Annotated in this window: 15 protein-coding genes; 12 read left to right on the top strand and 3 right to left on the bottom strand. The window is 43.8% G+C overall.

Annotated features, from left to right (window positions below):
* Positions 1 to 2: 2 nt before the first annotated feature.
* The 4 genes from I8J31_RS14565 (at position 3) to I8J31_RS14550 (ending at position 4,968) form a co-directional block, all read left to right on the top strand.
* Complete coding sequence (locus tag I8J31_RS14565; RefSeq protein WP_199469316.1) at positions 3 to 836, top strand: HDOD domain-containing protein; 834 nt, start codon at positions 3 to 5, stop codon at positions 834 to 836.
* Between the two features lie 294 nt (positions 837 to 1,130).
* Entirely contained in the window at positions 1,131 to 2,198 is a 1,068-nt protein-coding gene (locus tag I8J31_RS14560; RefSeq protein ID WP_199469315.1) for a Fe(3+) ABC transporter substrate-binding protein, read from the top strand.
* A 32-nt stretch (positions 2,199 to 2,230) separates the two neighbouring features.
* Positions 2,231 to 3,892: an ABC transporter permease gene (locus tag I8J31_RS14555; RefSeq protein WP_199469314.1), complete on the top strand. Its 1,662-nt coding sequence runs from the start codon at positions 2,231 to 2,233 to the stop codon at positions 3,890 to 3,892.
* A gap of 8 nt (positions 3,893 to 3,900) precedes the next feature.
* Positions 3,901 to 4,968, top strand: coding sequence for an ABC transporter ATP-binding protein (locus I8J31_RS14550; RefSeq protein WP_199469313.1), 1,068 nt, complete (start codon positions 3,901 to 3,903; stop codon positions 4,966 to 4,968).
* A 66-nt stretch (positions 4,969 to 5,034) separates the two neighbouring features.
* On the opposite strand, the gene I8J31_RS14545 is transcribed toward I8J31_RS14550, so the two are convergent.
* Positions 5,035 to 5,898 carry an HDOD domain-containing protein gene (locus I8J31_RS14545; protein WP_199469312.1) on the bottom strand — a complete coding sequence of 288 codons (864 nt, stop codon included), beginning with the start codon at positions 5,896 to 5,898 and terminating at the stop codon, positions 5,035 to 5,037.
* Between the two features lie 98 nt (positions 5,899 to 5,996).
* Between I8J31_RS14545 and I8J31_RS14540 the strand changes: the two genes are divergently transcribed.
* Positions 5,997 to 7,193 (top strand): class I SAM-dependent rRNA methyltransferase, encoded by a 1,197-nt coding sequence (locus tag I8J31_RS14540; RefSeq protein WP_199469311.1) that lies wholly within the window; start codon positions 5,997 to 5,999, stop codon positions 7,191 to 7,193.
* A gap of 79 nt (positions 7,194 to 7,272) precedes the next feature.
* Here the strand turns inward: I8J31_RS14540 and I8J31_RS14535 are convergent, their stop codons facing one another.
* Complete coding sequence (locus tag I8J31_RS14535) at positions 7,273 to 7,929, bottom strand: histidinol-phosphatase (protein WP_199469310.1); 657 nt, start codon at positions 7,927 to 7,929, stop codon at positions 7,273 to 7,275.
* Positions 7,930 to 8,065: 136 nt separating this feature from the next.
* Here I8J31_RS14535 and I8J31_RS14530 point away from each other — a divergent pair, with 136 nt between their 5' ends.
* Genes I8J31_RS14530 through lgt form a run of 3 tightly spaced genes read left to right on the top strand, consistent with a single transcriptional unit; the run spans position 8,066 to position 11,706 of the window.
* The gene (locus I8J31_RS14530) at positions 8,066 to 8,575 is read left to right on the top strand and encodes an RNA pyrophosphohydrolase (RefSeq protein ID WP_199469309.1); all 510 of its coding nucleotides are present in this window, start codon (positions 8,066 to 8,068) and stop codon (positions 8,573 to 8,575) included.
* A gap of 15 nt (positions 8,576 to 8,590) precedes the next feature.
* Complete coding sequence (gene ptsP, locus I8J31_RS14525) at positions 8,591 to 10,879, top strand: phosphoenolpyruvate--protein phosphotransferase (protein WP_199469308.1); 2,289 nt, start codon at positions 8,591 to 8,593, stop codon at positions 10,877 to 10,879.
* Positions 10,880 to 10,908: 29 nt separating this feature from the next.
* The gene (gene lgt / locus I8J31_RS14520) at positions 10,909 to 11,706 is read left to right on the top strand and encodes a prolipoprotein diacylglyceryl transferase (RefSeq protein WP_199469307.1); all 798 of its coding nucleotides are present in this window, start codon (positions 10,909 to 10,911) and stop codon (positions 11,704 to 11,706) included.
* 58 nt (positions 11,707 to 11,764) lie between these two features.
* On the opposite strand, the gene I8J31_RS14515 is transcribed toward lgt, so the two are convergent.
* A complete protein-coding gene (locus I8J31_RS14515; protein WP_199469306.1) occupies positions 11,765 to 12,616 on the bottom strand; it encodes a thymidylate synthase in 852 nt (283 codons plus the stop codon).
* Positions 12,617 to 12,780: 164 nt separating this feature from the next.
* Between I8J31_RS14515 and folA the strand changes: the two genes are divergently transcribed.
* From folA to I8J31_RS14495, 4 genes are all read left to right on the top strand, one after another.
* On the top strand, positions 12,781 to 13,290 hold the full coding sequence (folA, locus tag I8J31_RS14510; protein ID WP_199469305.1) for a type 3 dihydrofolate reductase: 510 nt from the start codon (positions 12,781 to 12,783) through the stop codon (positions 13,288 to 13,290).
* 7 nt (positions 13,291 to 13,297) lie between these two features.
* The gene (locus I8J31_RS14505; RefSeq protein ID WP_199469304.1) at positions 13,298 to 13,723 is read left to right on the top strand and encodes a secondary thiamine-phosphate synthase enzyme YjbQ; all 426 of its coding nucleotides are present in this window, start codon (positions 13,298 to 13,300) and stop codon (positions 13,721 to 13,723) included.
* Positions 13,724 to 14,470: 747 nt separating this feature from the next.
* Positions 14,471 to 15,874 (top strand): hypothetical protein, encoded by a 1,404-nt coding sequence (locus tag I8J31_RS14500; RefSeq protein WP_199469303.1) that lies wholly within the window; start codon positions 14,471 to 14,473, stop codon positions 15,872 to 15,874.
* A gap of 40 nt (positions 15,875 to 15,914) precedes the next feature.
* The coding region (locus I8J31_RS14495) for an SPM autocatalytic domain-containing protein (RefSeq protein ID WP_199469302.1) at positions 15,915 to 21,442 on the top strand (5,528 nt) is incomplete at its 3' end.

Below are 21,442 nucleotides of genomic sequence, written 5' to 3'. Positions count from 1 at the left end.
TCATGAAAGTTCAAGACCTACTTAATCAAACTGATAAGCTACCAAATGTTCCAGATGTAGTGCGTGAACTTATTCAACTTTTTAATGACCCTAATGCGAATTATTCAGATATTGCTTCTAGAGTCGTGTATGACCAGACAATTTCGCTAAAAGTACTGCGCATGGTCAACTCTGCCTATTTTGGTTTATCTAGGAAAATTTCCTCTATCGACGAAGCCGTTGTATTGCTTGGGATGGAAAAGCTTAAAACATTGGTCATCGCTTCTGGTTTTGCTAATTCTGTGAGTAAAGTGGATGGTCTTAAGCTAAATGATTTTTGGATGGACTCGTTTCGAGTGGCTGAGCTTGCCCAATGGTTTGCTAAACGTACACCCCTAGTATCCGAGGATGAGGCTTTTACGGCTGGTATTGTTCACAACATTGGTCGCTTATTGTTGCATCTGGCTCAGCCTTCTCTTGCTATAGAAATTCAGACGTTAGTTGCGAATCGAAAAATGGGACGGGTAAAGGCTGAAAGGGACTTGCTTGGTTTTACCAGTCAAGAAGCGGGTAAAGCGTTAATGGATCTTTGGAAGTTTCCACCCCAGTTAGGTCTTGCGGTGCAGGAACATAAGCATCCTTTTGGTGATGGTAGTGATGAGCCTCAAGCATTAGCTTGTGTGTTGAATTTGGCTTGTTATATTAACGCTTGCATTGCTCATGAGCGTGACTCTGACCTAGTTCGTGAGGGGTTCCCCGGTGCTGTGGGTAAAGCGGCTGGTCTTCCGGAAAGTATAATCTATGAATTAGACGATGCGCTCATCATTGAAGGTGCTTTCGATCAATTGTTAGGCTAATAATTAAATGATAGTCAGTAGTGTTTAATCTCCTGTTGTGCTAATTTTCCTTTCTGATTCTGATAGATGGGTTGGAACACTTATTTCTAATCCATCAGTCCAGATAAGCTCAGTACTCCTGATATTCTAAGAGCGCTTATTCGATAAATTGTTGCCGGAAACATGCCTTTAAAACGAGGTTAGGTGGCGGATTTTGGTAACGCTAAGAATCACTTTTATTTATGATCTCGCTTTCTTTTTTGAAGTGCCTGCTTACGTTCAGGGCTGTTAAGACTTTTTAAGGGTATGAATACTATGTTGAAATGTCATAGGTTGGATAAGACGAAAAACACGGCGTCTTTTTTTAGCATTGGACTCTTGGCGATCACCTCATCCTTACTTGTATCTACTGGCGCTATGGCAAAGGGCGAGGTGAATATTTACTCTGCTCGTAAAGAAGCCCTGATTGCTCCAGTATTGGAGGTTTTTTCCAAAGAAAATGATGTTGCTGTGAACCTTATCACCGGTTCCGCAGATGCCTTGCTTAGTCGCTTAAGAGCAGAAGGGGACGCGAGTCCTGCTGATATCTTTATTACTGTAGACGCTGGACGTTTATATCGTGCTAAAAAAGCGGGTGTGTTGCGTTCCATTCAAAGCGATGTGCTTGATAAAAATATCCCAAGTAATTTGCGTGACGTCGATGGCTATTGGTTTGGCCTATCGCAACGAGCACGAGTCATTTTTTATAATCCGAATAAAGTCTCCGCCAATGAATTTTCGACCTATGAAGACTTGGCTCATCCTAAGTGGAAAGGGCGTCTTTGCATTCGTTCCTCTTCTAATGTTTACAATCAATCTTTAGTGGCTTCCATGATGGCTGCTGATGGTAATGAAAAAACTCAGCAGTGGATTAAAGGTTTAGTATCGAATTTGGCTCGACCTCCGTTTGGTGGTGATATCGATTTATTGCGAGCTGTCGCAGCAGGTGTATGCGATGTAACACTGGCAAACACCTACTATTATGGTCGTCTTGGGCAAAGTGATCATGCTGAAGATAGAAAAGTTTACGACACAGTAAAACTGTTTTGGCCTAATCAAGGGCAAGGTGATCGCGGTGCTCACGTAAATGTTAGCGGCGCAGGTGTAACTGCGGCGGCAACGAATCTTGAAAATGCGACCTTGTTGATTGAGTTTTTAACCAATCAGGCTTCTCAACAATGGTATTCGCATATCAATAATGAATACCCTGTTGTCAAAGGTATTGATGCTCCTGAGATGTTGGCTCCATACGGTACATTCCGTGCCGATACGATTTCTCTGAGTAAGCTGGGTGAAAATAATCGCGCGGCGGTTGAACTGATGGATATTGGTGGTTGGAAATGACACGTTGTGTATTGGGTGGGCTTTAATTACTCATGTCTGATGCCACTTTGAGCCTTGTTAAAAAAGCTAAATTTAATTGGCTGAAAGCAGTATCGATTAGTATTGCTGCGATTTTAGCTCTGCCTATTTTTGTGGTGTTGGTAAATTTATTTATTGGTGATGGTGAGGTTTGGCTTCATCTTTACCGAACTGTGTTAGTTGACTATGTGACTAATTCTCTGCTTTTAATGCTGGGAGTGGGAGTGGGAGTGCTATGTATTGGTGTGCCCTGTGCTTGGTTGACTAGCATGTGTCAGTTCCCTGGCCGTAAGTTCTTGTCTTGGGCTCTACTTCTCCCTATGGCGGTTCCTGCCTACATCATTGCTTATACCTATACTGGGATTCTGGACTTTGCTGGGCCAGTGCAGAGTTTTATTCGTGACCTAACTGGCTTGAGCTATGGGGAGTATTGGTTCTTCGAAGTACGCTCTCTTGGTGGTGCTATTGTTATGTTGACCTTGGTGCTTTATCCCTATGTTTATTTAATGAGTCGCGCAGCATTTTTAGAACAGTCGGAAAATACCTTGGAAGTCAGCCGTACCTTAGGTTATTCAAGTCGCGCTGCATTTTTTAAATTAGCATTGCCCCTTGCTCGTCCTGCAATTATCACGGGTCTTACCTTGGCGTTGATGGAGACGTTAGCGGATTACGGAACGGTGCAATATTTTAGTGTGAGCACCTTTACTACAGGTATTTTGCGAACCTTCTACGGGTTTGGTGACATCGCTGCCGCATCGCAATTAGCGGGAATGCTGTTGTTGTTTGTGGCGGTATTGATTTTGTTAGAGCGTTATTCTCGTCATCGTATTCGTTATCATGGTTCGGGCATGAAGAAAGCCAGCCACCGTCGAATCGAGCTGAAGCGGGGGGCAGCTTTGTTGGTCAGTGTGTTTTGTTTATTGCCGATACTATTTGGCTTTATGATTCCCGCAGCGGTACTGGCTTATTGGGCTATGTTTAAGGCGGAGCTACCGGGAGCGAGCTTTTTACAATTGGCTTGGAATTCCTTTTACTTGGCTGCCCTTGCCGCGTTAATTGCGGTGGCTTTAGCCTTGGTATTGAGTTATGCGGTTCGCCTAAATAAAAGCCGCAGTGTCAGTATTTCTGTGAGTATTGCCGGTTTAGGTTATGCATTACCCGGAACCATTATTGCGATTGGTACCATTGTTCCCCTTGCTTGGTTAGACCACAGAATTATTGAGTTGGTAAAAGAGTATACAGAAGGCAGGGTTGGTCTACTCTTTTCGGGTACTTTAGTGGCGCTCTTATTTGCCTATACGGTACGCTTTATGGCGGTTTCACTAGGGGCGGTACAGAATGGTCTTGGAAAAATTAAACCGAGCATGGATATGGCAGGGCGTTCGCTAGGCCTAAGCCCTTATAAGGTGTTAACTCGTATTCATATCCCCCTATTAAAAAGCTCAGTATTGACGGCTATCCTGATTGTTTTTGTTGATGTATTAAAGGAGTTGCCTGCAACATTGGTTTTGCGGCCTTTTAACTTTAATACCTTGGCTGTGAGAGCTTTTGAGCTAGCGTCAGATGAACGTTTGATCGATGCTGCTCCAGCGTCTTTAATGATAGTGTTGGTGGGTTTGGCCCCTGTTATTTTATTGAGTCGTTCTATTTCTTCACCAATAGAGCACTCTAAATAGGATTGAATATGGCTTCGTTATCTTCTCATAATACGCTAAAGGACATCACGCTGAACGATGTGTCAGTCGGTTATGATAAATGTGCCGTCGTACAAGGTGCTTCTTTTACCTTGTTGGAAGGACAAATAGGCTGCCTGCTGGGTCCAAGTGGCTGCGGAAAATCTACCTTGTTACGTGCTATCGCAGGTTTTGAGCCTTTGATGTCGGGTGAGATTTTACTAGATGATGAGTTGATTTCGAATCATCAACAGATGATTAGCCCTGAGCATCGCCATATTGGTATGGTTTTTCAGGATATCGCCTTATTTCCCCATCTGACCATAGGTCAGAATATTGCTTTTGGATTAGGTGAATGGAGTAAAGGCGACGCGCAGCGGCGCGTTGCTTATTTATTGGACTTGGTTGGTTTGTCGGGATTCGAACAACGCTACCCGCATTCGCTTTCCGGTGGTCAGCAGCAACGAGTCGCATTGGCTCGTGCCATTGCCCCGCAACCTAAGCTTCTTCTGATGGATGAGCCTTTTTCTGGGTTAGATGCCAAGCTTCGAGAAGAGCTGGTACCTGATATCCGAGAAATTCTCAAACATGAAAAAATGAGTGCGATTTTAGTGACCCATGATCAGATGGAAGCTTTTGCTATGGCGGATCAAATATCTGTCATGGATGCAGGGAAGATCCATCAAACTGGCTCTTCGTATCAAATTTACCATCGACCAGAAACACGTTTTGTCGCTAGCTTTATTGGACATGGGGATTTTCTTCCCGCAAAGGTATGTGGTGCAGATTGCGTTCATTCTGATTTAGGGACGATTCGAGGCAAGCTAAACCATGGTTTTGCTGATAATACGGAAGTGGAATTATTGGTTCGTCCTGATGATATTCTTCATGACAATGATAGTGAGTTTATGGGGGTGATTGTTAGCAAATGGTTCCGAGGATCTCACTTTCTTTATCGTGTGAAACTGGCGTCTGGTAAAATAGTGTATTGCTTTGTTTCTTCTCACCATAATCACTCAATGGGTGAAAAAATAGGTTTAAGCGTCAATTTGGATCATTTGGTGATGTTTCCAAAATAGCGACACCAAGTGTTGGATGTAGATTAGAGTTTTAAAAATAGCCCGTTATTTTAACGGGCTATTTTTTTAGTTACCAAGGCCTTGCTCGTGGCAGGTGGCGACTAGGTTTTCAAATTCATATTCAGTGAGCTCCAAATGCTCAAGGGCATGATGGCCTATTTGTTGCCATTCGTAGTCTTCCGCTGCCTTGCCCAAATGCTGATAACTTTTTGCAATGTGCTCTGACATTTTCAACAGGGACATGAAGGTGAGCGTGGTTTTATCGCCTGGAATACGGTTAGTAAAAAGCTTCTCTACTCTATGGTGGTTGGCGATCACATAACAGGACGTTTTTGGTACTCCCCATGATTTTGCAAGATAATAGCCAACCACTGAGTGATTAGTTTGAAAGGATTCGTTCTCTAAATTGGTCAGGTCAAAATCAGGTGATTGATAGGCTTCCTGCAGTACTTCTAGGTAATTATCGAAGCGCTCCATTAGCAATGGAATACCTGCATTATGGAATAGGCCTAGGGAATAGCATGCGTCTGAGTGTTTGAAATCGATTTGCCGAGCAAGGCTTGAGCAAATGGCTGCAACGTCCATGGCGTTGTCCCAAAAGGTTTGCATGCCTATTATTTCAGAGTCTGATAGCTCTCTTTTTATGGCCAAGCCATTGACGATATTACTGACACTCTCAATGCCTAGAATCATAACGGCTTGATTAATTGAGGTGGTTTTTATTGGTAGGGCAAAGTAGGCCGAATTAACCAGCTTAAGAACCGCTGCGGAGAGGCCGATATCTTGCGATATGATGTTGGCAATGGCCGTCATGTCAGGGTCAGGCATGGCCTGTTCCATATGTAAGTCAACCATTATTTGAGGTTGAGGTGGAATGCTGATGCCTCGAAGAACTTTTTGGATGTGTTCAGTATTTAGGTCGGTAGACATAGCTTTACTCAATTAAGTGATTGCGGAATTTAGTATATAGATAGTAATTGTTTCAGTAGCATTTATAATGATGTTTTTAAACTCACTAGGTGAAAAAATTGAGCGTTATTCGACTAAAAGGGCAAGCTGATCGCCGCCTTAGAGCTGGGCACCAATGGATCTATAGTAACGAGGTCAATACCTCTGAAACCCCACTAAAACAATTTACTCCAGGGGATCAGGTCGTTGTCGAAACCGCACAAGGTAAGCCTATTGGGGTTGCGACAATAAATCCTAATACCTTGATCTGCGGACGTTTAATCAGCAGAAGTACCGACACTTTATTAAATAAATCGACCCTTGTCCATCGCCTTAAAATTGCTTTGTCCCTGCGTGAACTAACCTATCCAGCGCCATACTATCGCTTGGTATTTGGTGACTCAGATGGTTTGTCCGGGTTAGTTGTTGACCGTTTTGCAGATATTCTTGTAGTGCAAATTTCTACTGCAGGTATGGAACGCATTAAGAACGAAATTCTTGAAGCCTTGCAAGATGTGATTAAACCAACTGCCATACTAATGAAAAACGATGGCAAGATGCGTCAAATCGAAGGCTTAGACAGTTACGTAGAAGAAGCTTTTGGTACGGTTCCAGAGTTGGTCTTCTTACAAGAAAATGATGTGCTCTTTCAAGCGCCAGTGTGGGACGGCCAGAAAACAGGTTGGTTCTATGACCATAGAGAAAACCGTAAAACGATGCAGAAATTTTGTTCTGGAAAAAGCGTTTTAGATGTTTTTTCTTACGTTGGAGGCTGGGGGGTACAAGCGGCTTCAGCGGATGCAAGCGATGTGACTTTTATTGATTCTTCTGAAAGCGCATTGAGCCATGTAGATGCCAACTTGAAATTGAATCAGTATGAAGGTGGCTCTAATCTTATGCAGGGTGATGCATTTGAAGCCATGCAGTCGTTGATCGAAGAAAAGCAACGTTTTGATGTGGTGGTGATGGATCCGCCTGCGTTCATTGCGCGTCGTAAAGACATTAAAGCAGGTGAAGGGGCATACCATAGAGCCAACCAACTTGCGATGCGTCTGGTTGCTAAGGGGGGAATCTTAATTTCGGCTTCTTGCTCTATGCACCTTGAGACCAGCCGATTGCATGATATTGTGCGTAGTAATAGTCGTCAGCTAGAGCGTTTTTCGCAATTAATCTACCGTGGAACACAGGCACCAGACCACCCAGTACATCCTGCTATAGAAGAAACCGAATATCTAAAAGCCTTGTTTTATCGAATCCATAACAATATGGGTCTATAAAAAGCATTAGTTACTTAAAAAATGCCATTAGATGACTTCTAATGGCATTTTTTTCTTTTTGATAAGAATATTTATCTTCTTAATTTCTTAACGAGATATGTTGCCAGCCACGCTCTTTTGCTATTTCTGCGAGTGTTTCATCTGCGTCCACAGCAATGGGATGTGTAACCAATTCCAACAGGGGTAAATCATTACGAGAGTCACTGTAAAAGTAACTTCCCTCCATTGAATATCCGGTTTCTTTTAGCCATTGATTAAGGCGAATGACTTTGCCTTCATGGAAACTAGGAACACCCACTATCTTGCCTGTATAACGGTCTTCTACTACTTCTGGTACCGGGGCAATAATATGATCCATACCCAAGGCGTCACCGATAGGCCCTGTAACAAACTGATTTGTCGCCGTGATCATTAATAGGTAATGACCTTGATTTTTATGGTGTTTTATTAGATCTGTGGCTTTTTCTTGCATCATGGGCTGCACTTTTTCAGCCATAAAGGTTTTGTGCAGTTTTGTTAATTCCGTACTGGAAAACTGAGTAAGAGGCGCTAGGCTAAAAGCGAGATATTCATGAATATCTAAAGTACCTGATTGGTATTGGGCAAAAAATTTATCGTTAGCGGCTTGGTAGGTTTGCGTGTCTACTAAGCCTTTTTCTACTAAAAATTGTCCCCAATTGTAGTCGCTATCGCCACTTAATAATGTGCCATCCAGATCAAAAATTGCGAGTGTCACGGCCTATCCTTAATTTCGTCTAAAGTGCCTGTATTGTAGCCTTGGAGACAATAAATAACATTAGTCTTAATTGTGTGAATGGGCGAATTATGGAACAATGAATTCAATTTATTCTTATAGTAAAAGGTGATAGCTCGTGATTGATGCAGACGGATACAGACCGAATGTGGGCATCATACTGATGAACGAGCGTGGCCAACTTCTTTGGGCGAGGCGTGTAGGACAAAATGCGTGGCAGTTCCCCCAAGGCGGTATTAAATCGGACGAGACACCTGAAGAAGCTTTATTTCGAGAGTTAAAAGAAGAAGTAGGCTTAGAGCCAGATCAGGTTGAGATCGTAGGAAAAACCCGAGGCTGGTTACGTTATCGTCTTCCTAAACGCATGTTAAGACACAATAGTAAGCCTTTATGTATTGGGCAAAAACAGAAGTGGTTTCTTCTGTCCATTCGTTGCCCAGATGCTTGTGTGTGTGTGGATGGAACAGAGGTGCCGGAATTTGATGGCTGGCGTTGGGTGAGTTATTGGTATCCCCTAGGGCAGGTGGTGGCATTTAAAAAAGACGTTTACCGCCGTGCCCTAAAAGAGTTGATTCCTAATGCCCACAGTTGGGTAGAAAAAGTAGAAAAGCCAATGGAGGTTAATTAAAGCAATGGGAGAGCTATGCTAAGTTTACTAAGACGGATTACCCAAGAGGTTACCGCTGCACAGACGTTACCTGAGGCGCTGGACATTATTGTTCGACGTGTCCGCAGAGCAATGCGTGCAGAGGTTTGCTCTATATACTTAGTAGACCCCAACTCCGGCGAATATGTCTTAATGGCGACTCGAGGCTTGAACTCGGATGTCGCAGGCAGCGTTAGTCTTAAGTCGAATGAAGGCTTGGTTAGCTTGGTTGGCCGTCGTGCTGAACCCGTTAACCTCGAAGATGCCAGTGCTCACCCCGCTTTTCATTACTTAATTGGTACAGGAGAAGAGCGTTATTGTTCTTTTCTTGGTGTGCCTATTATTCATCATCGTGAAGTTTTGGGTGTGCTGGTGGCCCAGCATGAAGAGAAACGTCGCTTTGATGAAGGGGAAGAAGCTTTTCTTATTACCCTGTCAGCACAGCTAGCTGGTGTGATTGCTCATGCAGAAGCCACTGGTGCGATTACCAGTTTAAATACAAATGCCCCACCTTCCGGGTCAGATTTTCGTTATAAGGGCGTACCAGGCAGTTCTGGTGTAGCGATTGGCCGTGGTGTGGTGGTATTTCCTCCCGCTGATCTCGATGTTATTCCAGACCGCAAAGCCACAAACTCTGAGGAAGAAATTAGAGATTTCTATCAAGCACTTGAGGCGGTAAGACAAGATATTCGCCTTGCCAGTAATCGTCTGAGCCAGCACCTCTCCGCTGATGAAAAAGCCTTGTTTGATGTCTATTTAAAAATACTAGACGACAACTCTATTGCGGGAGAGATCGAACGTAAAATTCGCGAAGGTAATTGGGCGCAAGGTGCATTACGACAGGTTATTAAAGCGCACATTGGTCATTTCAATCGTATGGAAGACCCTTATTTACGTGAGCGTGCTTCCGACCTACGTGACCTAGGCCGTCGTATTCTGTCTCATCTACAGGAAAAAGCCCCTAATTTAGCAGAACGTTTTACTGAACCTTCAATCATCATAGGGGAAGAATTGACTGCCTCTATGTTGGGTGAAATCCCTATCGATAAAATTAAAGGCTTGGTCTCTGTGATGGGGTCAGGTAACTCGCATGTGGCGATTCTCGCCCGTGCAATGGGCATTCCGACGGTTATGGGGGCGTTAGATTTACCCTATGCCCAATTAGATAAAGTGGATCTGATTGTTGATGGCTATCTAGGGAAAATATTTACTTACCCATCAGAAGCGTTAATTAACAGCTACCAACAAATTGTCGATGAAGAACGACTGTTAGAGAAAGAATACGAAACCCTCAAAGACTTGCCCTGTGAAACCCTCGATGGCCAGCGTTTGTCTTTGTTTGTGAACACAGGCTTATCAGCGGACATTGCTCGCTCTTTGGATCGTGGTGCAGAAGGCATTGGTTTATATCGCACAGAAGTACCTTTTATGGTGCGAGACCGCTTTCCAACCGAAACCGAACAAGTGCATATTTACCGTCAGCAACTAGAGGGTTTTGCCCCTGCGCCTGTGACGGTGCGGACACTGGATATTGGTGGTGACAAAGCTTTGCCTTATTTCCCTATTGAAGAGGAAAATCCTTTTCTAGGTTGGCGTGGTATTCGAGTCACCTTGGATCATTTAGAAATTTTCATGGCGCAAATACGTGCCATGATCAAAGCCAGTGCCGGATTGCATAATTTAAAAATCATGTTGCCGATGATCTCTAATGTCGCCGAAGTGGAAGAAGCCTTAGCGCTGATTCGTCGAGCCTACGTAGAGGTCAAAGAAGAAGGCTATGATATTAAAATGCCCCGTGTCGGTGTGATGATAGAAATCCCTGCCGCCGTTTATCAAGTAAAGGAGCTGGCGGAATTGGTCGATTTCTTATCGGTCGGCAGTAATGATCTTACTCAATATTTACTGGCAGTAGATCGCAATAACCCTCGTGTTGCGGATCTTTATAATTCCTTTCATCCTGCTGTATTACGTGCTTTATATAGCATTGTGGAGCAGGTTAAAGATGAAGGCGTAGGCTTGAGTGTTTGTGGTGAAATGGCGGGCGACCCGATGGGTGCTATTTTATTGATGGCGATGGGTTACGATGTGCTTTCTATGAGTTCTACTAGCTTACCGAAAGTAAAAGCGGTGATTCGTAATATTTCTATGGAACAAGCCAACGATATGCTAGAGCAAGTCATGAAACTTAGCCACGCCGATGCGGTCACACAGACTATGGCTCGGTTAATGCGTGAAGCCAAAATCGAGCGATTAATCCGACCAGCCCAATCAAGCAGCGTAAATTAATACCCACCTCAGAGGTTTGCCTTTAGATTATGATTTCCTATCCAGACATTGACCCTATTGCGGTTTCTATAGGGCCAATTGCCGTGCATTGGTACGGCATTATGTATTTGATTGGTTTTGCTGGCGCGTATCTTTTAGGTATATACCGTGCCAAACGTTCTAACGGACTCTGGACACCAGAGATGGTGAGCGATGCGATATTTTATGGTGCCATGGGGGTCATTTTTGGTGGCCGAATCGGCTATATTCTGTTCTATCAATTCCCTGCCTTTATCGACAACCCGCTAATTATGGTGCGTATTTGGGAAGGCGGTATGTCTTTCCATGGCGGCTTATTAGGCGTTATTGTTGCCCTATTGTTTTTTGCGCGTCGTTATAAAAAGAATCTTGTGGACGTAACGGATTTTATCGCTCCGTTTGTGCCTGTAGGTTTAGGGGCGGGCCGCTTGGGTAACTTTATTGGTGGCGAATTATGGGGGAAGCAGACCGATGTGTCTTGGGCGATGATTTTTCCAAATGACCCTTTACAGCTCGCTCGTCATCCATCTCAGTTGTACCAATTCGCTTTAGAAGGCGTGGCGCTTTTTTGTATTCTGTGGTTCTTCTCGAAAAAATCAAAACCAAGGTTTTGCGTGTCAGGTATGTTCCTGCTTTGCTATGGGATCTTTCGTATCTTGGTGGAGTTTGTCCGTGAACCCGATGCACAAATTGGTTATCTAGCGTTTGGTTGGGTAACACAGGGACAGGTTTTGTCTCTACCTATGGTGGTTATCGGCGCTGGGCTGGTGATTTATGGCTTTAAAATGAAGGTATTCCCTAAACACTAGGAATGCAGAGCTTTCAAAAAAACCAGCCAACGGCTGGTTTTTTTGCTATTTGAGCTGTTTACACTGAGAACGGGTATGCGATGGGGTCGTGGAATTGATAGCCCTCCACTTCGAAGTCATCCATGGTGACCCAGGTTTCAATATCTTTTAGGGTTTTGATATCTGGATTGATTTTTAGTGTGGGTAGTGGATGGGGCTCGCGTTTCAACTGTACGTCACGCATTAGCTCTAGCTGATCTTCGTAGATGTGAGCGTTCACTATCTTGTGGAAGGCTTGCCCCGGCCTGTGGCCAGTAATTTGCGCAACAATAGCGAGCAATACGTACACTTGCACCATGTTGAAGTTGAGGCCTAGCGGCACATCACAGCTACGCTGAGTACTGTTCAGGTAAAGGGTGTCGCCAAGCAACGAGAAGTGGTGGCTGTACATGCAAGGACGAAGACACGCCATGTGAAAGGCGCCGGGGTGGTAAAAGGTAAGAATCTCGCCACGGTTATCCACACCACGGCTAAGGTCGTCGATGATCTGTTTTAATAGGTCAACGTGACCACCATCTGGTTTAGGGAAGTTGCGGCCAATCGCGCCGTAGCAAAGCCCCATGTCATCTTCGCCTTTGCGGTAAGGGTTGTTTAGCCAAACATCGTTTTGATTGGCGTTGGCGTCCCATGTTTTCGTGCCTAAAGCGCGAAAGTCTGCCGCGTTACCATAGCCACGTAAATAGCCGATGATCTCAGCAATCGCTGATTTGTAGTAACTTTTTCGAGTTGTGACGAGGGGAAATTCACCCTTGCTAGCATCGTAGGTTAGGTCAGCATTAATCACAGTAAGACAACGCTTGCCAGTACGTTCGTTGTTGACCCACACGCCTTCGTTGACGATGCGTTCACACAGGTCTAAATATTGTTTCATGGCGGTTACCTTTTACGATTTGGGCAGTATCGCATTTCAGAGTTTGTCTAGGAAATGCATTCCAAGCTGCCATAGGTATAATGATTGCCATCGATTATACCAGAACCCAAAGCTTATGAATGAGCTTTGGGAGCTTAGATGAATTTTTTAGATAAGGTCATTTTATGTTGTCACTCATTGTCGCCATGTCCACTAACCGCACTATTGGTATAAATAACGCTTTACCTTGGCATTTGCCGAATGACCTTAAATATTTCAAACAAGCCACCATGGGTAAGCCGATTGTGATGGGGCGTAAGACCTTTGAATCCATTGGTAAACCCTTGCCGGGTCGCCGTAATATCGTGATCAGTCGCGATGCGAATTATCAAGCGGAAGGTGTGGATGTGGTAGCGTCTCTGGAAGATGCCATTTCTCTTGGTGAAGATATCTGCTTGGTAGACGGACAAGAAGAAGTCATGGTAATTGGTGGATCACAAATTTATCAGTTAGCGCTCGAAAAAGCACAGCGCTTGTACATTACCCATGTGGATGCGGAAGTGCAGGGTGATGCTGTTTTCCCAGAAGTTGATTGGCCATCTTTTACTCTTATTGGCGAAGAGGCTTTTGCTGCAGAAGGGCCTAACCCTTACGACTATCGCTTTTCTGTTTATCAAAGAAGCAGTGCGGAGTAATTCGGTTATGTGGCAACAAGCGGAACATCAACTGCCTGCGATGCGTCGCGGTTTTCACTTGATCACCCATCATATTGAAACGGCATTGGCTGAGATGGAGCCGGTTGCTATCGGCTTGTTACACATTCAACTGCTGCATACCTCTGCGTCCTTAACTATCAACGAAAATGCCGATCCTTCGGTAAGACGAGACATGGAGCGGCACTTTTCACACATGGTGCCGGAAGACCAGCCTTACTATGAGCATATTTATGAAGGCAGTGACGACATGCCTGCGCACATCAAGGCCAGCTTGTTAGGTTCTGCTTTGAGCATTCCTATTCAAAATGGCCGTCTGTATTTAGGTGTTTGGCAAGGCATTTACCTAGGAGAACATCGAGATCACGGCGGTTCGAGACGCTTCGTGCTTACCTTGCAGGGACAAGAGCATTAGGGGCTTTGGGTTCCCATATCGAGATATTTTTACATTTCGAAACAAAAAACCATACACATTCTTACACATTCGTTGATTTCAGAGACATTCATAGATATAAATAAGGAAATTTTTAGAAAATATTATATAGCTATTATTCAAGGATGAGTTTTGAAAATGATTTTCCCTTCATATTGTCAGCTATCTCTCCCTTCTTTTGTATCTGCTTGGCTTCCAGCAAAGCCTGTTCGAGTTCTGCTTTTCACAAATTCCAGATCATAAAATGATACAAAGCAATGAAGTAGGTTGGTCAATGTAGATCAATGGACTGTTTTATACAGGAAGTACCATGTTTCTAAGTTTTAAAAGTGTTAGCTCGTATTTGGACTATCGGTTCTTACATCGTCGATCTTTATTTATAGTGACGTGTGTATTTTTTTCATTGTTTAGTTCTTCTGCCTTAAGTAGGATTTCACTCGTCATTGGGAAGTGACATTTTTTTACATAATCATTGACCTTGTTTACATTTATGGATATAAAAAGGACAGCTTTAAATGGATATTAATACCTAGTATTTTAAGGATGAATTTTGAAAGTGTTTTTTCCCTCTCTATTGTCACCTATCTCTTCCTTCTTCTGTATCTGCTTTGCTTCTAGAAAAGCCTGTTCGAATTTCTGTTCTTCAAAAATCCAGATCATAAAATGATACAAAGCAATGAAGTAGGTTGCTCAATGTAGATCAATGGACTGTTTTATACAGGAAGTACCATGTTTCTAAGTTTTAAAAGTGTTAGCTTGTATTTGGGTTCTTGCTTCTTTCATCGTCGATCTTTATTTATAGCGACGTGTGTATTTTTTTCATTGTTTAGTTCTTCTGGCTTATTCGCAGAAACAGCCGTGCCATCGGTTGTGAATGATGGTGTTCTGCATAATTTCTTAATGGCGGCTAGCCTGTGGTTAAAGGAGTATTTCAATTTTTATTGGAGTGCTTACCTGCCTGTTATTGAAATCGTTTTTCTGCTGCTGTTTTTCCGCAAGTCGTTTTGGCATAAAAGTATTTTTGTGCTGGGAATGGGCAACTTCATGCTCGTTTACCTGTATGTTTTTCTAGCGACTTATTATTCAACCTTCACCTTGTATGGCCATTATTCGGTCTTTAATTTGTTGTTTATCTTGAGTGCGAGCTTGTTGTTTTCGGGCATGCCTTTTGTTTTATCCGTGGTTTATTTTCTTCGTAAAGGGGCTTTATCTCGTGGTGGTCGACAGCCTCGTAGCAAAGGCTATGGCATTGCTGCGGTTTTGCTTGCCATTATTTCATTTGCGATATTCTTGCTGGTTTTTACACCCTATAAGCCATTGAAAAATAAGCCCGATAATGTGTCGTATAAGGCGATTGAAAAAAATGTAGATAGAGGGCCTTTTCCCGGAAGTCAAACGATTCGTAAAGGAAATATCAACGGTATTCCTATTGCCATACCAAGTAATTATTTTTATTTTCCGTTTCATTATCTAGATAAGAGTATTTGGGAAGCACCAAAACCCGGTGATATTCCCTACGATCAAAGAACCTATGACGATGGTATCGCGGGCTTTACCCTTGCAGTGCATTGGCCTGATATGCAGCCGCGTAATTGGGATAATGTCGCCAGCTATAGAAACTTTAAGGAAAATGCGAATCACTCTTGGTTAAGGGTTAGTGTTAATAGTGATTTTATATCTAGTCAGCGACCGCCAGAGTCTGCAACCAATGGGTTGGCTCGAAGATTAAATTGGCAAGTACAAAATTTAGCCAGTAAAGCTGTTAACGGTGGTCCTTGGATGAAGACCGAGAAGGTTCGGGTTCATTATGAGTTTAGAGGGGTAGATGAAATAACTGGTTTAGAGTGGGCCGAGCCAGTGGGGCCCTATACAGATCTGTTTCATACTTGGAATGATCTCCTTTACTGGAAGGGTGATAGGCAGGCTGTAGTAAGTGATTTTATCAATTGTTATAACGGAGCAATGCCCAATCCTAATAGCTACCATCGTTGTACTCATCGATTTGAATTTCCAGAGATGAAGGTATCTGTGATGTTAGTCTATCCTAGGTCGCGAGTATCACAATGGCGAGAAATAAAAGCCGAGATTAAGGCTCTGTTATTGGGCTTTAAGGTAGACGAAAAGATCAATTAATAAACCTTTCTACACTAAATATTAAAAAGGAATTTATCTTATGACGACTCAGCAAGTATTAATCACAACAGACGATTTGGCTCATGCGCAAAGCTTATTAGAAAATGGTCAGCTTAGTGAAATGTATGATTATTTAGCCAGTAAAGGGGATCGATATTCCACCTTGGCGAAAGGGGTTGTAGAAGGCAATACGGTGTCTGGTAAAGCGGCTTTGGAGTTTATGGAGCATACGGCTATACAACAAGGGAAAGCTTGGGGGGAGGCAGAGAACCAAGACATTCGAGTTAGTATGGCGACGAGTTATTTGGAAGCGCTTAATAGTACTTTAGTCGATGAGGGCGGAGTTCTCCAACGAGAACTGGAAGCTGGTGAAATAGAGGAGTTTCACGATGACGTTTTTGAAAAATCTGGTTTGGGAGTAAATGCTTGGACGTTAAAAGCGCCTTTTACACTATTAGGTGAGGCTGAAGCTCAAAGATATTGGGGGGAGGTATTGGAGTCAGCTGGTCATTTTGATAAAGAGATTGCGCTCACTTTATCTACTGTGGAGCGCTTAGGGGATCTATACCTAACGGTTCAGACAACGGCGGTTAACCAAGAAGAAATAGACTCTACGAGACAAGACATTAATGATTGGTTTGGCAAGTTATCTAATGTAGATGCAATTTTGGATATAACTGCAGTAACAGCTGTTGCAACTGTTGGTTATATTGGTGACTCGATTACGGATACTGCAACAACGGCTTTAGATAGTGCTTTTGCTACCTTTGAGGCTTTCCAGAATCTTTTTGATCAAGATGGATTGGAGGAAGAAGCTTTTGAAAATGGCACGAATCCAGATACTTATGATCACGAGGTAGATGTTAGTACTGATTTCACCCACGGCAATATCGAGCAAGAAACTTCAACCTCTGAAGAGGTGGCTGCGGATGTGCAAGATGGCAATGTGTATAACACAGGCAATGCCAGTGTAAACAGCTCGACCGCCAATGAGGGAGGAACTTGGTCGATTGCGAATGCTTCTATAACGGAAGGTTATCAGCCAGGACGCAGTAACCTAGAAACCAATCAAGTCAGTAATCAAGTGAGTGACATCTGGTATAGCCCGTTAGTATCTAGTGAACCGACTCCAGCCCCTGTTACTCCAGATCCGTGGGATCTGTCTTTTATATTTGATTTTTCAACCGATCTTGCTGAGATCGACCCTTTAGTTTTAGACCTTGACGGGGACGGCATTGAACTAACACCGTTTGCCGATCAATACCTCTTCTTTGATATAGACAACGATGGCAGCCAAGAACGCACTGGTTGGGTTGGTAAAGACGACGGCATGCTAGTTCATGATCTAAATGCGGATGGGCAAATCAATGATATTACCGAAACCTTGTCGGAATATTATGGGGCTGAGAAGGGCACAGGGGCCATTTTTGATTCCAGTTTTGCCGCACTGGCCAGTTTAGACAGTAATAATGATGGCGTTATTAATGCCTCGGATGAGGCTTTTGCAGAATTAAAAGTATGGCAAGACGCGAATCAAGACGGTGTAACCGATGAGGGAGAACTGCAGAGTTTAACCGACCTAGGTATTACTGAATTATCATTAGCGGATAGTTCGGATGGTGCCTTTATTGGTGGCAATGAGGTGAAATCCAATAGTACTTATGTTGGGGCTAATGGTGGGTCGCAAACTCTGGCAGCGGTCAATTTCATCGCCGACCCTAACGGTTTAAGTGAGCAGGTGGATGGCACGGGTAAGCGCATTGAGGTGCAAGAAGGTTCTGCTACCTACTCGGTAGGAGATAATAATGGTGAAACCGTTGACGCCACAGACAAAGCGGTCAGTAATATTATTGGCGGCATAGGCAATGATGTCGTAACGGGTAACGCGGAAGATAACTGGTTGGTCGGCTCTCTGGGTGAGGATCAATTGTCTGGCGGTGCGGGGAATGACTATTTGGTGGCCGATGCTGCGGATATTGAGGCCACACAAGCTAATATTCAAGGCGGTGATGGCTTTGATATCGTGCAGTTTGTCGGCGATAAGGGCGTTACTTTCAACCTGCAAGCGTCGCAGGTGGAAATGGCCATTGGTACCGATCAGGCAGATCACCTTATTTCTGGCTCGTCCAGCCAAAGTATTATTGATGGCGGGGCGGGTAACGATGTGATCATAGGGGGCTCCGCAGACGATGTGCTGAATGGAGAAGAAGGAAGTGACACATTATATGGGCATTTGGGCGACGACCTTATCCGAGGACAGCGCGGCGACGATAGACTGGTCGGTGGTGGTGGTGAGGATATCCTGCAAGGTGGTTTAGGGAACGATATATTGTTTGGTAATATAGGAGAGGATTTATTAGATGGCGGTCAGGGCAATGACTACCTAGACGGTGGAGAAGGCTACGATGTCGCCCAATATAGTGGTTCCTATGCCGATTATGTGGTTGAAGCGAATGATGATGGCACCTATAGGGTAACGGATCGTCGTACGGATAGTGCTGATGGCATAGATACCTTAAAAGATATCGAAGCCTTAAATTTTGCGGACATTAACGAAGTCCGCATTGATGGTGACAATCCATTGCCTGTTAAAGATAGCATTAGGGTGTCGGCCGAAGCCGATGGTCGAACCTACCGTGTGGCAATGAGTGATTTATTGGTCAATGACTTAGATTATCAAGAGGATACATTAAGCTTAACTGAAGCCTTTAATGCTAAAGGCGGCACGGTTTCTATCGAAGGGGATGAGGTCGTCTTTTTATTGGACGAAGGCTTTACGGGCATCCCTACTTTTTCTTATCGAGTGCAAGATGCGAATGGCAATAACGGCGTACAAGTTGGCGTCACAAATTCGACCCAAACGGCAGAAATGAGTGCGCAAGTGACTCTGATATTGGATCATCACCCTGATGACCCCAACTTTGTCGATCAATGGTATTTATCTGATATCAATGTATTGCCCGTTTGGCAGGATTACACAGGCAAAGGGGTGACGGTTGCCATTACTGAAGTTGGCCCTTGGGATGGGGAAGAGTATGGACAAATTGATTATAGCCATCCTGATTTACTGCCGAATATTGATGCTGAGTCATTACGTACTCAAAACCCCAATATAGAGCCCACTCAACATGCCACTTTGGTCGCGGGTGTGATTGCTGCGGCACGCAATGATATTGGTTCTGTCGGTGTGGCTTATGATGCGACATTAATTAGCGCAGGTATTAGCGAGGGTGATGTCAGTGCGTTACTAAACTGGCAAAACTATGACGTTGTCAATAATAGCTGGGGGCCGGAAGATCAGTTTAGCCATACCATCACCAATGGCGTGGGAGAGGGGTTCAGCTACACCTTGTTGGAAAATGCGGTGACCTATGGTCGAGATAGCTTAGGGACTATTATGGTGATGGCGGGAGGCAATGACCGTCAAACTGGTCACGATACCAATGGTTCGGATTTAACCAATAACCGTTATGGCATTACCGTGGGGGCCATTAATGCAGAAGGCGATCTTGGTAACCTGCAAATTGCCAGTGATCCTTTTTCTAATCCCGGTTCCTCTATTCTCGTGTCAGCCCCTGGTTCTAATATCACTTCTACCTCTCGACTGGTTGAAAATGAGCAAGGTTCTACTTTTGGCGGTGATTATGAAACGGCTCAAGGAACGTCTTTTGCCGCCCCTATCATCTCTGGTGTGGTTGCACTTATGTTGGAAGCCAATCCAAACCTTGGATGGCGTGATGTGCAGAAGATTCTTGCTTTAACAGCTAAGCAAATTGACGACCCCAATACTGAATGGCAAACCAATGGTGCAACCAACCTAAATGGTGGAGGCATGCATTTCAGCAATGACTATGGTTTTGGCTTGGTGGATGCTGAGGCCGCAGTGCGATTGGCAGAATCTTGGTCGTATCAAAATACCTCTGCTAATGAAGAAGAAGCTATCTATCAGAGTGGTGAGGTAAATTTGGCCATTCCTGATGATGGCAATGAGCTATCGAGTACGATCACGGTTACAGATTCTATCCAGTTAGAAAGCATAGAAGTCACCTTTGATTTACAACATGCGCAAATGGGTGATGTAGAGATTGTATTAATCAGTCCTGATGGCACGGAAAGCATTTTAGTTAATCGTCCGGGAGTGGCCCCAAGTGGTGAGACAGCGGGCCGCGGTCAGGGTGAATTTGAGGGTACATGGACAACATCATCAACTCATCATTGGGGGGAAGACAGCGCCGGTGATTGGACACTGGTCTTGCGCGACAAAGTGACGGGTGAAACGGGCACATTAGAGAGCTGGGAGCTGCGGCTCTATGGTGAGCAAGGCAGTGAAGATGACTTGTATGTTTTTACCAGTGAATTTAATGGACAGATTAATGGCTTGCAGGGAGAAATTGGCGGTATCGATACCATCAATACCGCGGCACTAACCAGTAATACGGTTATTAATCTTGATGGCGTTAGTCATATCAATGGCCATGACTTTTCTCTACAAATTTCAGAGGATGAAAAAGAAGCTTTAATTGTTGAGATTGAAGCCGCACTGGCAGAGACACAACACTCTTTCAGTATGGTTAATAGCGATTTAGCCGCCACAGAAACCCAGTTGGAAGCGGCAAATATTACTTTAGCAGATGGAATTATCACCCTTGGTAATTTATATACAGCTGTAACAGAAAAAGAAGTTATTGTTAATCAGGCTATTGCTAATTATAACGCTTGGTATGAGAGTTTTGGTCGCGGTAATGAGCTTATTAGTAATGGCTCTATTTTGTTGTTAGACAATACACTTGATGCTAGCGATCCTCGTTATATTGTAAAAACCTATAGTGCGGGGAATCTTGGTATTAGTGAATATGAGGCTGACTATAGTGCTTATCAAAATGTGATCAATATCTACAACAATGCGAATAATGATTATAACAGTAGCATTGACACTCATAATGCTTTGTATAGCGAACTGCTTGCTGTTGAAGAGAGTATTCCTCTTTTAGCAGCGGAAGTGGCTGAGTTAGAAAACCAAGTTCTGACTCTTCAACAAGAGTTGCAAGTGTTGGAAGATGAGTTATCAAGTGTTTCCTCTATTGCTTCTAATGCCTTGATTGAGAATGCTGTGAGCGGAATCGGTGATGATCAATTGATTGGTAATCAGGCTGATAATATTTTAAGTGCAGGGCGTGGTAATGACGTGTTGACCGGTGCTGAAGGTAATGACGCTTTATACGGCGGCGATGGTAACGACACTTATCATTACCAAAAAGGTGATGGTAATGATGTTATTGATGATTTCTCTGGTAGTGATGTTCTCATTTTAAAAGACATTAATGCTAGTGAGGTAAGTATTTCTAGAGAAGGTAATGATGCTGTTATCACAGTTAATCCAACAGGGGAAACTATTAGGTTAAGTAATCAGTTTCTTTTTAGTGTTATTAATACAATCACTTTTGCTAATGATGAACAGTGGTCGGAAGAGGATATTGCTGAGTATGCTTCTTGGATAAGGGGTACAGAGGCTAATGATACCTTAAGTGGCTCAACGGGCGACGATCATCTCGAAGGCGGTAAAGGCGA

The organism is Marinomonas transparens, from assembly GCF_016463975.1.
Taxonomy (GTDB): Bacteria; Pseudomonadota; Gammaproteobacteria; order Pseudomonadales; family Marinomonadaceae; genus Marinomonas; species Marinomonas transparens.
The sequence above is the reverse complement of the archived record's forward strand: the minus strand, read 5'-3'. Positions and strand labels throughout refer to the sequence as shown.